The sequence below is a fragment of the Corynebacterium sp. P4-C1 genome, assembly GCF_030503595.1.
GTDB lineage: Bacteria > Actinomycetota > Actinomycetes > Mycobacteriales > Mycobacteriaceae > Corynebacterium.
Genome location: NZ_CP129966.1, coordinates 1,232,629 through 1,247,154, shown reverse-complemented (window position 1 = coordinate 1,247,154; position 14,526 = coordinate 1,232,629). Strand labels below are relative to the sequence as shown.

Sequence of the window (14,526 nt, the reverse complement as noted above, 5' to 3'; positions counted from 1 at the left end):
AAAATGAAGCGTAGCCTTACCTAGAAAATGCCCTCTCACCTGCGGTTAGTTAGTGCTAACTTGCTTGCGGGGTGGGGAATCTTTCGCGTACAACCAAAAACATGAGTGATAAAGAAAACATTGCCGCAACTGATACACGCCCGTCCGGAGCTGCCGGCGCCTCCGGGTACATGAAGCAATCCGATTTCCCGGAGGTCGAAGTTGAGACCCACGGTATGGGGGAGAAGCTGAACCGGCTCCGCGCTGCGGTGCTGGGCGCCAACGACGGTATCGTGTCCACCGCCGCAGTCGTTGTGGGTGTGGCCGGTGCTACGTCGAGCACCCGGGAGATCTTCACCGCTGGCCTGGCTGCCCTCGTCGGCGGCGCGATCTCGATGGCACTGGGCGAATACGTCTCGGTGTCCTCCCAGCGCGATGCGGAGAAGGCAGCCGTTGAAAACGAGCGCGAGCTGCAGGCCAAGGACCCGGAGGCAGAATTCCAGCACCTCGTCCAGGCGTACAAGAACGACGGACTATCCCCGGAGACAGCTGTGGCGGTCGCGCGCGAGCGCACCCAGAAGGATCCGCTGGCGGCCCACCTGGAAGTCCACTACGGCATTGATGAAGCAGACATCGTCAGCCCCTGGTCGGCTGCGATCGCCTCGTTCCTCTCCTTCTTCGTCGGCGCGCTGCTCCCGCTCGCCGCGATCATGCTCGGTGCCGGCACCACCCGCGTCGCGGTGTGCGTCGTGGTCACCCTGATCGCCTTGGCCGTCACTGGCGCCATCTCCGCCAAGCTCGGTGGGGCGAAGCCGGGCAGGGCAGTTGTCCGCCTGGTTGTCGGCGGCGGGCTGGCGCTCGCGGCGACCTTCCTAGTCGGCTCGCTCTTCGGCACCGCGATCGGGTAGCGCTGGGGGCCGCAGTGGTAAGGGTTGGCCGGGGTAGCCCTGGTTGTTAGATCCAGTTGTTAACCCCAAAACTTAGTTATCCCAGGTGGGCGTTTGAGCTCCGTTTCAGCGACCAGGGGAAACTAAGTTTTAGGGTTAACATTTAGGTTTCGGCCCGGCGGCCCTAGAACTTGGAGAAGCGCTTGACCAGAAGCTCCTCGAGCTCGCGCCAGCCGTCGGCCTTGTCGTTGAACGGGGCGGACGGGACGTAACCGGCAGCCTCGGTGGACCCCAGCATGTAGGCGAGGTAGTCCTGCATGCGGGGGTTGGCCAGCAGGTAGGAGTTCAGGGAGTCGTCGTCGGCCCAGTCAGCGGCGTCGGCCATGAGCTCGTAGGCCTTGGACATCTGCTGGGTGTCCACGGCGTCCACGCCCTTCTCGATGTCGGAGGCGATGCCGTTGAGGGAATAGGAGTTGTCTGGGTGGACGGTGACCTCGAGCTCGCCGGCGTTGGCGAGGTTCTGCAGGTCGGTCCAGGTGCTCACGCGGGCGAGCTCGTGGTCGTCGTTGTCGACGATCCAGCGCAGCATGTGCTTTGCGGTGGGGAAGGTGAAGATCTCGCCGAACTTGCCCAGGAACACGGGGGCGTCGCCGATGTAGGTGCGCATGGTGTAGACGCCCTTGCCCTGGACTGTGATCTTGACGGGGTCGATGCCGGCCTCGGCCCAGGCGGAGGAGTCGTAGGGGTCGGCGGCGGCGCGGGCTTCTTCGGCTTCCTTCTCGGCCTTGGCGCGCTGCTCTTCGCGCGCGTCGGTCGCAGCGGCGATGTCGTCCGCGGCGGCCTTCACGCGGCTGGAATCCAGCTCATCGTCCGCGACGAGGCGGACGGCATCATCCAGAGAGGCGACGACGCTTTCCCAGTTGGCCAGCACGGCGCGGCCGACCCCGGACCACTCGTCGAGGCCGGTCTCGCCGGCATAGTGCTCGTGGCCGCGGTGGACGTTGTTGAGGATGGAGTGGGACGCGAAGAAGATGGACGCGTCCTGGGCGCTGGCGACCTCGGCGAGGGAGCGTGCGAGCTGGAACGTGCGGGAGACCGCCGAGACGTTCTCGTGGCTCGGGCGGCCGGCCAGGAAGTGGGGCAGGCCGACGATGTCGTAGGTGTTCTTCTCGCCGGGCACGACGCGGTCGTCGCCGCCGGACTGGAAAGCCTCCCACTTGGGGTGGTCGGCGAGGTCGTGGTCCTTGTAGTCCTCGAGGTAGACCAGCAGTGCCTCGGGGCTGTCGAAGACGAGGACGTCGTCGGCGTCGCCGAGGAATGCCTGCCATTCGGAGCCGCCTTGGCGCCAGGTCGGGGCCCAGAGCGTGTAGTAGTCGCCCTCCGTCAATGAGATCTTCACCGGGAGAATCGCGCGCGTATTCATGGGCATTCACATTACTAAACCCGTGTCTGAAACACCGAGCTAGGCTGTGGGACGCCAGAACCCCTTGAACGGCATACCAATATTGGTGGTGCGCACTGGGTTCATCTGCACCGGGTCGCCAGCTTCGACCATCATTCCGTCGCCGGCGTACATGGCCACGTGCCCAGTCCAGACGACGAGATCGCCGGGCTGCAGATCCTCGTAGCTGACTTGCTGGCCGACGGCCTGGTTCTCGGCGGTGCGCGGGATTTCCACGCCGGCTTGCCGGTAAGCCCAGGAGGTCAGCCCGGAGCAGTCGAAGCCGCCGGGCGCGTTGCCGCCCCACACGTATGGGGTGCCCACCATGGATTTCGCGGCGTCGACGGCGGCGCGCCCGGCCTCGCTGCCACCTGTGGGGGCCGTTTCCGGGGCGGCGGGGGCGCCCGGTGCCTCGGCCGCCGCGGTGTCCAGGGAGGCGGGCTCAGTGGACATGGCCCGGAGCTCTTCTTCAGCGGTTTGCGCACCGGCGGACGGCACGAGGGGCTCGCGGGATACAGCGTCGGCCACCAGGTCGTCGAGACGCTTGACCAGCGGGTCCAGCTCTGTTTCGAGATCTCTCAGGCGCGTGTCGACGTCCCCCAGCGCCCCTCCCGCCAGCACCGCCAGCTCGAGGGCGGCGCCGAACCCGGCGGGGCCGCTAAGCAGACCGGGAATGAGCGGGGCAGCGTCGAGAAGGAATTGCTGCCCGGTGGAGATGATGTCGGTGGCGGCGCCGGCGATGACGGGCGCGGCGTCGGAAAGCACATTCTCGATCTCCCCGCGGTCGGCCGCCAGGTTCTCCGCGGCTGTGAGCAGGCGGTCGGGATCGGCGCCCACGAGGTCGGCGAGGGGTCCGGCTGCGGCGAAATCGGGTGTGGTGCCGATGGTGATTTCCGGTAGGGGAGCAGGCACCGACTCGAGAATGGAGCACAGCACCGGCTCGATCAGCGTGGACCCCGCCGCGGCGAGCAGCGGTAGAAGCCCCAGCTCCAGAGAACTTTCAGGTGAGCTCAGCGCCGCGGTCATGGGAGGACGCCTTGGAAGGTGTGGGCCGCCGCGGCGTCGATAAGCGAGGCCTTGCCGCTGAATACCGTCATGTTGTCCGCCACCCGGCGTGCCTCATCGCCGAGCAGGACCGCTTGGTCGTTGGCGGCGGCGACAGCGCTGGTGACTGCGGAAGCTAGCCCGGCGAGCGGGCCGGACGTCGGCAGAGACGGCAGGGAAGTGGGCGAGAGGGCATCGGCGTCGGCGCGTAGTGAGTCGAGGTCGGTTTCCGTGGCGGCTGTGTCCAAATTCAAAATGTGCATGCCTTATTGGACTGGCCTAACGCCCGTCTGGTTCCATCGGCACGGAAAATTCCGCGATAGCATTGGTGGCTATGGAGATCACGATCATCGACCACCCGCTTGCCCAGGCACGTCTGACCCGCTTGCGCGACGAGCGCACGAACAACTCGGGATTCCGCGCCGCCCTGTCGGACTTGGGGGCGATGCTCGTGTACGAAGCGTCGCGCGACCTCGAGGCGGAGACTTTCGACTGCACGACGCCCGTCGGCACGGCGGAGGGCACGCGGCTGAAGAATCCGCCTATCATTGTGCCGGTGATCCGTGCGGGCTTGGGCCTGGTGGATCCGGCGCTGTCGATGATCCCGGACGCGCAGGTCGGCTTCATCGGTCTCGCGCGTGACGAGACGACCCATGAGCCGGTGCCGTACCTGGAGGCGCTGCCCGACGACCTGTCCGGCCAGCCGGTGTACCTGGTGGATCCGATGCTGGCGACGGGTGGTTCGCTCGTGCACGCCATCGAGTTGCTGACGGCCCGCGGCGCGGACGACATCACTGTGATCTGCGTCGTTTCGGCGCAGCCGGGCGTGGGCCGTTTGGCGGAGATGGGGGTGCCGCTGCGGCTGATCACCGCGGCTGTGGATCCGGCGCTGAACGACGATGCGTACATCGTTCCGGGGTTGGGGGACGCGGGCGACCGTCTGTATGGTCCGAGAAATATTCACCTATAAAAATTTAATTGTGGCAAGGCTCACACCTATGGTCTAACCTCCAACTTAAAAGAAAGCTTAAAAACTTAAGGGGGGACTTGAAGGTGGATGAGGTTTTGCCGTCAACGCACTGGGCGAGTTTCGGATATAGCCTGTCCACGCGCCTGCGGCAACTGCGCGTCATGAGGGGGATCAGCCAGGTCAGGCTGGCTGAGCTGGCGGGGTTGTCGCGCAGTGTGGTGTCCAACTTGGAGCGCAACCAGTCGGGCGGGGCACGCACGTCGGATCCGACGATGAGCACGATTTACCGTCTCTCGTACGCGCTGCGCGTCCCGCCTGCCGTGCTGCTGCCGGCCGCGGGGGAAGAAGTCGGTGGCATGTGCTGGGAGGCAGTCGAACGGGCGGTGGAGAAAAAGGGGCATGGATTGTCCACGAAGCTCTCGTGGCCGGTGCGTCCGGAGGATACGCAGCCTTTCGCCCCGCTGGCGTGAAGGGGCCGGCGCAGAGGATTTTCCGCCCCGACTGTCTGTACAGCTTGGTCTAGTTGTACACTTCTTCGCATAGCGTTAACGCGAAGATGATCGTCGAGAGTGCCCGTCGAGGCGGAAGGGGAGTGCAGCGTGGGGTTAGCGGCTCAGGTGGACGCATGGTTGGCGGCGCACCGCGACGAGGTCATCGGTTGGCGCCGTCATCTGCATTCACATCCGGAGTTGTCCCATGCGGAGATTGAGACAACCCAGTTCATCGCCGGCATCCTGAAAGAGCGGGGGCTCGAGCCGCAGCTCTTCCCCGAGACTGGCCTGTACGTGGACCTGGGGCCGGAAAGCGACGAGCGGCTGGGCTTCCGCGCCGACATCGACGCGCTGCGGGTCGAGGAGGTCTCCGGCCTGCCGTTCGCCTCGCGCACCCCGGGCATTTCGCATTCGTGCGGCCATGACGTGCACACCACGATCTGCCTGGCGCTCGCCTGCGCCCTGTCCGAGATGGACCTCCCGTTCGGCGTGCGCATCATCTTCCAGCCCGCTGAAGAAGTGATGGACGGCGGCGCCCGCGACGTGATCGAGTGGGGCGGACTGAACGGGGTGGCCAGCATCTACGCCGTTCACGCTGAGCCGAAGCTGCGCGTCGGCCAGGTCGGTGTGCGCACCGGCGCAATCACCTCGGCAGCGGACGTGCTGCGTATCGATGTCACCGGCCCCGGCGGCCACACTTCGCGCCCGCACTTGACCTCGGACGTGGTGTACACCCTGGGCAGCCTGGTCACCCAGCTGCCGGGGCTGCTCTCGCGCCGGGTCGACCCGCGCACGGGCACTGTGCTGGTCTTCGGCCAGATCGAGGCCGGGTTCGCGGCGAACGCGGTGCCGAAAACGGGGCGCATCTCCGGCACCATCCGCACGCAGGACATCGGCACGTGGCGCACGTTGGAGCCGCTCATGCACGAGCTTATCGACGCAGTGGTCGCCCCCACCGGCTGCCAGTACGAATTGTCCTACACCCGCGGCGTGCCGCCCGTGATGAACGACGACGTGGCCACCGCGGCCCTGGCCGGCGCCGCGCAGTCGGTGGACCCGCATTCGGTGGTGCAGGCTCCGCAGTCGAGTGGCGGCGAGGATTTCTCCTGGTACCTCGAGCACGTGCCCGGCTCCATGGCCCGTCTCGGCTGCTGGCAGGGCACCGGTCCGAAATTCGATCTGCACCGCGGAGACATCATCGTCGACGAGCGTTGCATCGACGTCGGCGTGCGCCTGTTCGGCTCCCTGGTCGAGCGCTATGAGGGTGGGCTCGCCGAGTCCACCTCGCTCTAAGCTACCCAGCCCAGCTCAGCGCGCGTTCTGGTCTCTACCGGCAGCCCGGTCGGCGGCATGTGTGCCTGGCAGCTACAGTGGTCTTCCGGTAACCCTGCAGACGTGAAGCGCAAAAAGGAGACACGCGTGTCCAAAAAGATCGTGATTATCGGCGGCGGCCCGGGCGGCTACGAGGCGGCACTCGTCGGTAGTTCGTACGGTGCGGACATCACGTTGGTCGAGGATCTCGGTGTCGGCGGCTCCGGCATTCTGCGCGACGTGGTTCCGTCCAAGGGCTTCATCGCAGGCACGAACATCAAGACCGACCTCCGCCGCGCTGATGCCATGGGCCTCAAGCACGGCCTGGGCGATGTGAACCTGTCAGTCCCAGCACTCAACAACCGCGTGGTCGCCCTCGCCTCCGAGCAGTCCCGCGATATCCGCAACCAGGTCCAGCGCGCCGGCGTGCACCTGATCAACGGCCGCGGCCGCTTCGCCGAGAAGCAGGAAGGCCACACCACCCACCGCGTCGAGGTGGAGCACAACGACGGCACGGTGGAGACTATCGACTGCGACATGGTCCTGATCTCTACCGGCGCCTCCCCGCGCGTGCTGCCGAAGGCGAAGCCGGACGGCCGCCGCATCCTGAACTGGCAGCAGATGTACGACCTGATCGAGATGCCGGAGCACCTCGTCGTGGTCGGTTCCGGCGTGACCGGTGCGGAGTTCGTCTCCGCCTACGCTGAGCTGGGCGTGAAGGTGACCATGGTCGGCTCTTCCGACCGCATCCTGCCGCACGACGACGCGGACGCCGCCGACGTGCTGGAGCAGGTCCTGTCCAACCGCGACGTGACCTTGGTGAAGGACGCCCGCGTGGACAGCGTGGACAACACCGGCGACGGCGTCATCGTCCGCACCAACGACGGCCGCGAGATCACCGGCTCCCACTGCCTGATGTCCATCGGTTCCATTCCGAACACGAAGGACCTGCAGCTCGAGTCCCAGGGAGTCGACGTCACCCCGTCCGGCCACATTCACGTCGACCGCGTTTCCCGCACCAACGTCTCCGGCATCTACGCCGCCGGCGACTGCTCCGATCTCATGCCGCTGGCATCCGTCGCCGCGATGCAGGGCCGCATCGCCATGTATCACGCGCTCGGCGAGGGCGTGGAGCCGCTGCGCATCCGTACCGTCGGCAACGCCGTGTTCACCCGCCCGGAGATCGCTGCGGTGGGCATCACGGAGCAGCAGATCCACAACGGTGAGTACTCCGCCGACATCATCAAGCTCGACCTGGCCACCAACCCGCGCGCGAAGATGCGTTCGCTCAAGACCGGTTTTGTGAAGATCTTCGCCCGCAAGGGATCCGGCCAGGTGCTCGGCGGCGTGATCGTCGCCCCGACCGCCTCCGAGCTGATCCTGTCGCTGACCATCGCCGTGACAAACCACCTCACGGTCGAACAGCTGGCCAATTCCATGGCGGTCTACCCGTCCCTGTCCGGCTCCATCACCGAGGCCGCACGCCGCCTGGTGCACAAGACCGACCTGAACTAAGCGCCGAAAAGGCCAGGTAGAGCGGAAATATAAGCTGTATAAACCCCCGGCGAAATATAAAAAGTATAAACTTTCGCCGTAAATAGTCCTCTCGCTGCGGTGGCCCAATTCGTGACAACGTTGACAGGAGGTTTGTCAGAAATGACAAAGAGGGAAAAGGGCCTTAACCTCATATGGCTTCTGGCCCTGTCAATACCTGCTGTAGGTTTGTCATACTCTTGCATCGTTAACGCGGAATCTGGTGTTGGCTCTGCGTTAGGGTTTGTCACTGATGCAATAGTCTTTGGGCCACTATTTTACTTTGTTCCAAAGCATGCGCGAAACGCTCCGAAAGACTTCATGAATAAGTCTTTCCTCGTATTCTTCGTGGCTTACATACCTAGCGTTATTGGGTATTTTAACGGTGGAATCTCATTAGCTTCCCTAATCTACCCAATTATTCTTTACCTTTTTGTCGCTTCGAGCGGGCGACTTCATAGGTGGGCTCGGGAACCTGCAGCGTAGTCATTTGTGCGGCAGATCGCGGAGTGCACTCGGCGCGCTGAGCCGAAAGAGTAGTGGAGGTCACAGGGCCACGGCCACACCCAGCCTTTAGAATCGTTGGGTGGTAATGCACCTATCTATTTTAGGGGAGAAATCCATGACTGGTCCTGACCACACGGCCGGAACCGAATCGGCGCACCTGCCCACATTCAACAAGATTCTTGTCGCCAACCGCGGCGAGATCGCGGTGCGCGCTTTCCGCGCGGCCTTTGAGACGGGAGCAAACACCGTCGCGGTCTACCCCCGCGAGGACCGCCACTCCTTCCACCGTCCGTTCGCGGACGAGGCAGTGCAGATCGGCGACGAGGGACAGCCGGTCCGCGCCTACCTGTCCATCGACGAGATCATCCGCGCCGCCGAGAAGACTGGCGCAGATGCGGTCTACCCGGGCTACGGCTTCCTCTCCGAGCGCGCCGACCTGGCGCGTGCGTGCAAAGAGCGCGGCATCACCTTCATCGGCCCGACCGCAGAGACGCTGGATCTGACCGGCGACAAGGCCGCGGCAGTCCGCGCCGCCGAACAGGCGGGCCTGCCGGTGCTCAAGGACTCCGAGGCCACCACCGATATCGACGAACTGGTCAGCTGGGCGGACGATTTCGAGTTCCCCGTCTTCGTCAAAGCTGTGTCGGGCGGCGGCGGAAGGGGCATGCGCTTCGTCGAAAAGCGGGAGGACCTGAAGAACCTGGCCGCTGAAGCGTCGCGTGAGGCCGAGGCCGCGTTCGGCGATGCGAATGTGTACCTCGAGCGCGCCGTGATCAACCCGCAGCACATCGAGGTGCAGATCCTGGGCGACGCCTCCGGCGATGTCATCCACCTTTTTGAGCGCGACTGCTCCGTGCAGCGCCGCCACCAGAAGGTCGTGGAGATCGCGCCTGCGCAGCACATCACCGAGGAGCAGCGCGAACGGATTTGCAGCGACGCGGTGAATTTCTGCCGCCACATCAACTACCAGGGCGCCGGCACCGTCGAGTTCCTGGTGGATGAGAAGGGCAACCACGTCTTCATCGAGATGAACCCGCGCGTGCAGGTCGAGCACACGGTGACGGAGGAAGTCACCGGCGTGGACATCGTGAAGTCCCAGATGCACATCGCCGCCGGCGCGACGCTGGAGCAGCTGGGCCTGCGCCAGGAGGACGTGACCGTGACCGGCGCCGCACTGCAGTGCCGCATCACCACCGAGGACCCGAACAACGGCTTCCGCCCCGATTCCGGCGTGATCACCGGCTACCGTTCCCCGGGCGGTGCCGGCGTGCGCCTCGACGGCAGCATTTCTGTCGGCGGTGAAATCACCCCGAATTTCGACTCGCTGCTGGTCAAGATGACCTGCCGCGGCAAGGATTTCGAAACTGCTGTGGCGCGTGCCCGCCGCGCGCTCAATGAGTTCTCCGTCAACGGCGTGTCCACCAATATCGGCTTCCTGCGCGCGCTGCTCAGCGAGCCCGACTTCATCAACAAGCGCATCGCCACCAGCTTTATCGCGGACCACCCGCTGCTGCTCGAGGCCCCGGCGGCCCCGGACGAGGCCGGCCGCATCCTCGATTATCTGGCGTGGGTGACGGTGAACCAGCCGAACGGTCCGCGCCCGACGAATATCCGTCCGAGCGAGAAGCTGCCGCCGCTGGACTACGAGTCCACCCCGCGCGGCGCGCGCGACGACCTGCGCGAGTTCGGCCCGCAGAAGTGGGCTGAGAACCTGCGCAACCAGACCGCGCTCGGCGTCACCGACACCTCCTTCCGCGACGCGCACCAGTCCCTGCTGGCCACTCGCGTGCGCACGAACACCCTCGTCGCCGCTGCGAAGCATGTCGGACACCTCACCCCGGAGCTGACCTCCGTCGAGGCGTGGGGCGGCGCCACCTACGACGTGGCCATGCGCTTCCTCCACGAATCGCCGTGGACACGCCTGGAGGAGCTGCGCGACGCGATGCCGAACATGAATATCCAGATGCTGCTGCGCGGCCGCAACACCGTCGGCTACACGCCGTACCCGGATTCCGTGACCACAGCATTCGTGAAGGAAGCGGCGTCCACCGGCGTGGACATCTTCCGCATCTTTGACGCGCTTAACGACGTTTCCCAGATGCGCCCGGCCATCGACGCTGTGCTGGACACCCAGACCACCGTGGCCGAGGTCGCCATGGCGTACTCGGGCAACCTGATGGACCCGGACGAGGACCTGTACACCCTCGACTACTACCTGCGCCTGGCCGACGAGATCGTCGCCACCGGCGCCCACGTCCTGGCGATCAAGGACATGGCGGGCCTGATGCGCCCGGCGGCGGCCGCGAAGCTGGTTTCCGCCCTGCGCGAGCGCTTCGACCTGCCCGTGCACGTGCATACCCACGACACCGCCGGCGGCCAGCTGGCCACCTACCTCGCCGCCGCTAACGCCGGCGCGGACGTGGTGGATGTCGCGTCGGCGCCGCTGGCCGGAACCACCTCGCAGCCGTCCATGTCCGCTCTCGTCGCGGCCTTCGCCAACACCGAGCGCGACACGGGCCTGTCCCTCGAGGCGGTCAGCAACCTCGAGCCGTACTGGGAGGGCGTGCGCCAGCTCTACGCTCCGTTCGAGTCCGGCATCCCGGGCCCGACCGGCCGCGTCTACCGCCACGAGATTCCGGGCGGCCAGCTGTCCAACCTGCGCACGCAGGCCGTGGCGCTGGGCCTGGGCGACCGCTTCGAGCTGATCGAGGACTACTACGCAGCTGTCAACGAGATGCTCGGCCGCCCGACCAAGGTGACCCCGTCCTCCAAGGTCGTCGGCGACTTGGCTCTGCACCTCGTCGGCGCAGGCGTGGACCCGGAGGAGTTCGCGCAGGATCCGCAGAAATTCGATATCCCGGATTCCGTCATCGGCTTCCTCCGCGGCGAGTTGGGCACCCCTCCGGGAGGCTGGCCGGAGCTGCGCGACCGCGCGCTCGGCGGCCGCAAGGAGACCCCGGCACTCACCGAGGTTCCGGAGGATCTGGCGCAGGACTTGCAGTCCGATAACCACCGTGTCCGCCGCGCCGGCCTGGACAAGCTGCTGTTCCCGAAGCAGTACAACGAGTTCCTGGAGCACCGCCGCACCTACGGCTTCACCGACCAGCTCGCCGACAAGACGTTCTTCTACGGCCTCCAGGAGGGCGAGGAGACCATGATCTGGTTCGGCGACTTGGAGAAGCAGCAGACGCCGCTGGTGGTCCGCCTGGATGCAGTGGGCGAGCCGGACGAGAAGGGCATGCGCCGCGTGATCATCAACGTCAACGGTCAGATCCGTCCGGTGATGGTCCGCGACGAGAACGCCGAGTCCTCCGTCGCAGATGTGGAGAAGGCCGATCCGGGCAACCCGAACCACGTGGCCGCCCCGTTCGCCGGTGTCGTCAACATAACCGTCAAGGAAGGCGACACCGTTTCCGCCGGTGACCAGGTCGCGTCCATCGAAGCGATGAAGATGGAGGCATCCATCTCCGCCCCGAAGGACGGCGTGATCGAGCACATCGCCTTCACCCAGGCCACCAAGGTGGAGGGCGGCGACCTCGTCGCGGTGATCCGCTAAGAACCGCGGACGCAGAGCACACAGAAAAGCCGCTGGGTTCCGTCCACCATTGTGGGGGTGCGGAACCTAGCGGCTATGTGTTGTGGAAGGGGGAGTGGGAAGCAGAGCCAGCTACTTGAGAAGCTCTTCCATCTCCTTCATTTCCGCGGTCTGGACGTCGACCATCTCCTGGGCCATCTCGCGCAGCGGGGCATACCCGCCGTTGTCGATCTGGTCCTGCGTCATGGGGATGACATGCTCGTGGTGGTAGTGCATCATCTCCAGGAAGGTGGTGCGAAGCTCGTCGCCTTCCAACGTTGCGAATTCTTCGAGCTCTTCCGGCTGGAACATGCCGTTCGCGATGTGGGTCGAGTGCATCTCCATGTCGTCCTGGATGCCCCACTCGTCGGCCCAGGCGCGCATCTGCTCGTTCTCGCGCTCCTGGCCGTCCTTGATGCGCTGCGCCAGGTCGCGGACCTGCTCGTCGTCGACATCGGATTCGAGCAGCACATCGGACATGTCGATCGCCTGCTGGTGGTGGGGCACCATCATTCCGATGAAGTGGACATCCACCTCATTGTGAGCCCCTTCAGCCTCGTCCCCGCCGCCGCTGAAGGCCCCGCGGAGCGTCGGGCCGAGCGCGGCGATGAGCAGCACGAGCGCGGCGATGACGGCGAGGGCGATGATCCAGGGCTTCCGGTTCGGCCGCGTCAGCTCGTCGGTTTCAGCGTCACGGACATCAAGTCCATTATTGAGTTCTCTGTCTGCCATTGGCATTCCCTTTCAGTGGTTCAGGGTAAGCCTAGCGGTTAGTCCCAGGTAAACGCCACAAAAGTGGGGCAGGCCACTTATCCCTTCACGCCGCCGGCGGTCAGACCGGAGACGATGCGGCGCTGGAAGACCAGCACCATGAGAATGAGCGGCACCGTCACGAGCGAGCCGGCGGCCATGATCGCGGCGTAGGGGTACTCGAAGGCGCTCGGGCCCGAGAAGCGGGCAATGGCTACAGTGACCGGCTCAGTGGCGTTGGTGGACAGCTGGCGGGCGAGCATGAACTCGTTCCACGTCGCGATGAACGCGATGATCGCGGTGGTGAAGATGCCGGGTGCGGCGAGGGGGAGCAGCACCTTGCGGAAGGCCTGTCCACGGGTGGCACCGTCGACACGCGCCGCTTCCTCGAGCTCCCACGGCAACTGGCGCAGGAAGGAGATGAGCGTGTACACCGTGAGTGGCAGAGCGAAGGAGATGTTCGGGATGATCATGGCCCGGTAGGTGCCGATCCACCCGATGTTGCCGAAGAGCTGGAACAGCGGGGTGACAAGCGCGATGCCGGGGAACATCGACGCGGCCAGGATGATGCCGGTGACAATACCCTTGCCTTTGAAATTCAGGCGTGCAAGCGCGTAGCCGGTGAAGATGCCCACCATGACGGCGAGCGCGGTGGTGATCAGGGAGATGATCAGTGAGTTTCCGATCGCCCCCAGGAAGTCGTTGCCCTTGTCGGTGGCCAGCGCGTCGCGGAAATTCTCCAGGGTGACGTGCGTGGGCCACGGGGTGGTGTCGAAGGTGTGGCCCTTATCGCGCAGTGCGGTGACGAGCATCCAGTAGAACGGTGCCAGCCCCCACACGAGAATGAAGATCACTCCGAGGACGTGGCCGATTTTTCCGAGGTTCTTCTTCATCGTGCTGCCTCCGTTACCGCCGCGTCAGCGGTGGCTTTCTCCTTGTTCTTCGCCCGCCGTTTCGCGGCGCGTTTTTCTCTTCTGCTCTGCGTGTCTTCACCGCCGACATCTGCGCCGCCGAAGCGGACCATGAGGAAGGCGACGGCGAAGATGAGCAGGAAGATCAACGTCGACAGCGCGGAGGCGGAGTTGAAGTTGTTCTGGCGCATGTCTTCGACCACCAGCTGGGAGATCGTGGCGGTGGGGGAGTTGGAGGACCCGGAGATCATGATGACCGGAAGGTCGTACATGCGCAGGGCGTCCAGGGTGCGGAAGAGAATCGCCACCATGAGCGTGGGCCGCACCAGCGGCAGAGTGATGCGCGTGAAGCTCTGCCACGCCGATGCGCCGTCCACGCGGGCCGCTTCGTAGACATCCTTCGGGATCATCTGCAGGCCGGCGAGAATCAGCAGGGCGACGAACGGGGTCGTCTTCCACACATCCGCGATGATGACGGCGATGCGCGCCGCCCACGGGTCCGTGGTCCAGGCGATGCTCTGCCCGAGCAGCGAGTTCACGATGCCGTTGGGGGCGAACATGAACTGCCACAGTTTCGCGGTCACAGCAGTCGGGATCGCCCAGGGAATCAGCACCGCCGCGCGCACGAGGGAACGCACGCGGGAGGGGTGGTTCATGATCAGGGCCATCACCATGCCCAGAACAGCCTCGAGCGAGACCGTGACCACCGTGAAGAACAAGGTGATGCCGAGGGCGGGCCAGAAGTCCGTCGCCAGCACGCCGGGCGGGCATTCGCCGACAGTGCCCGTCGGGCTCATGCAGCGGTTCTGGACCCAGTACAGGTAGTTGTCCAGCCCCGCGAAGCCGCCTTCGACGAACACGCCGGTGGCGGGGTCGAGGTGGCGGTTCGCCTGGAAGGACAACCAGATCGCGCGCACGATCGGGTAGCCGATCACGATGGCCAGCACGATCAGTGCGGGCGCGACTAGTGCGTACGCTTTGCCGGAATCGCTGCGGGAGCGTGATTTCTTTGCTGCGGGCTTTGCCCCTCCCGCAGAATCACGCCGCTTGACGACGGTACTCATGAACTCTCCTAACGCTCAGCGCCCAATGCTCTGAGCGCACTTTGCAGCCTAATAATGAATATGG

At 65.1% G+C, this 14,526-nt stretch carries 12 protein-coding genes; 6 read left to right on the top strand and 6 right to left on the bottom strand.

Going from position 1 to position 14,526, the window contains the following annotated elements; translation table 11 throughout:
• Positions 1-215: 215 nt before the first annotated feature.
• Positions 216-887: a VIT family protein gene (locus tag QYR03_RS05880; protein WP_301713162.1), complete on the top strand. Its 672-nt coding sequence runs from the start codon at positions 216-218 to the stop codon at positions 885-887.
• Between the two features lie 163 nt (positions 888-1,050).
• Here QYR03_RS05880 and QYR03_RS05875 read toward each other — a convergent pair whose 3' ends face one another.
• Genes QYR03_RS05875 through QYR03_RS05865 form a run of 3 tightly spaced genes read right to left on the bottom strand, consistent with a single transcriptional unit; the run spans position 1,051 to position 3,614 of the window.
• Positions 1,051-2,289 (bottom strand): hypothetical protein, encoded by a 1,239-nt coding sequence (locus tag QYR03_RS05875; RefSeq protein ID WP_301713157.1) that lies wholly within the window; start codon positions 2,287-2,289, stop codon positions 1,051-1,053.
• Between the two features lie 39 nt (positions 2,290-2,328).
• A complete protein-coding gene (locus tag QYR03_RS05870; RefSeq protein ID WP_301713156.1) occupies positions 2,329-3,333 on the bottom strand; it encodes a C40 family peptidase in 1,005 nt (334 codons plus the stop codon).
• Positions 3,330-3,614 (bottom strand): hypothetical protein, encoded by a 285-nt coding sequence (locus QYR03_RS05865; protein ID WP_301713155.1) that lies wholly within the window; start codon positions 3,612-3,614, stop codon positions 3,330-3,332. Before QYR03_RS05865 ends, QYR03_RS05870 begins: the two co-directional genes overlap by 4 nt.
• 71 nt (positions 3,615-3,685) lie before the next feature.
• On the opposite strand from QYR03_RS05865, the gene upp reads away from it, so the two are divergent.
• From upp to QYR03_RS05840, 5 genes are all read left to right on the top strand, one after another.
• Positions 3,686-4,321, top strand: a complete 636-nt coding sequence (upp, locus tag QYR03_RS05860; protein WP_301713154.1) for a uracil phosphoribosyltransferase — start codon at positions 3,686-3,688, stop codon at positions 4,319-4,321.
• A gap of 83 nt (positions 4,322-4,404) precedes the next feature.
• Positions 4,405-4,791 (top strand): helix-turn-helix domain-containing protein, encoded by a 387-nt coding sequence (locus QYR03_RS05855; protein ID WP_301713161.1) that lies wholly within the window; start codon positions 4,405-4,407, stop codon positions 4,789-4,791.
• 129 nt (positions 4,792-4,920) lie between these two features.
• Complete coding sequence (locus QYR03_RS05850) at positions 4,921-6,105, top strand: amidohydrolase (protein WP_301713153.1); 1,185 nt, start codon at positions 4,921-4,923, stop codon at positions 6,103-6,105.
• 126 nt (positions 6,106-6,231) lie between these two features.
• Positions 6,232-7,638, top strand: a complete 1,407-nt coding sequence (locus tag QYR03_RS05845; RefSeq protein ID WP_301713152.1) for an NAD(P)H-quinone dehydrogenase — start codon at positions 6,232-6,234, stop codon at positions 7,636-7,638.
• 640 nt (positions 7,639-8,278) lie between these two features.
• Positions 8,279-11,719 carry a pyruvate carboxylase gene (locus QYR03_RS05840; protein ID WP_301713151.1) on the top strand — a complete coding sequence of 1,147 codons (3,441 nt, stop codon included), beginning with the start codon at positions 8,279-8,281 and terminating at the stop codon, positions 11,717-11,719.
• Positions 11,720-11,830: 111 nt separating this feature from the next.
• On the opposite strand, the gene QYR03_RS05835 is transcribed toward QYR03_RS05840, so the two are convergent.
• From QYR03_RS05835 to QYR03_RS05825, 3 genes are all read right to left on the bottom strand, one after another.
• Positions 11,831-12,469: a DUF305 domain-containing protein gene (locus tag QYR03_RS05835; RefSeq protein WP_259849846.1), complete on the bottom strand. Its 639-nt coding sequence runs from the start codon at positions 12,467-12,469 to the stop codon at positions 11,831-11,833.
• 77 nt (positions 12,470-12,546) lie between these two features.
• Positions 12,547-13,380 carry a carbohydrate ABC transporter permease gene (locus QYR03_RS05830; protein ID WP_259849845.1) on the bottom strand — a complete coding sequence of 278 codons (834 nt, stop codon included), beginning with the start codon at positions 13,378-13,380 and terminating at the stop codon, positions 12,547-12,549.
• The gene (locus QYR03_RS05825; RefSeq protein ID WP_259849843.1) at positions 13,377-14,462 is read right to left on the bottom strand and encodes a carbohydrate ABC transporter permease; all 1,086 of its coding nucleotides are present in this window, start codon (positions 14,460-14,462) and stop codon (positions 13,377-13,379) included. The genes QYR03_RS05830 and QYR03_RS05825 overlap by 4 nt, the downstream gene beginning before the upstream one ends.
• Positions 14,463-14,526 lie beyond the last annotated feature (64 nt).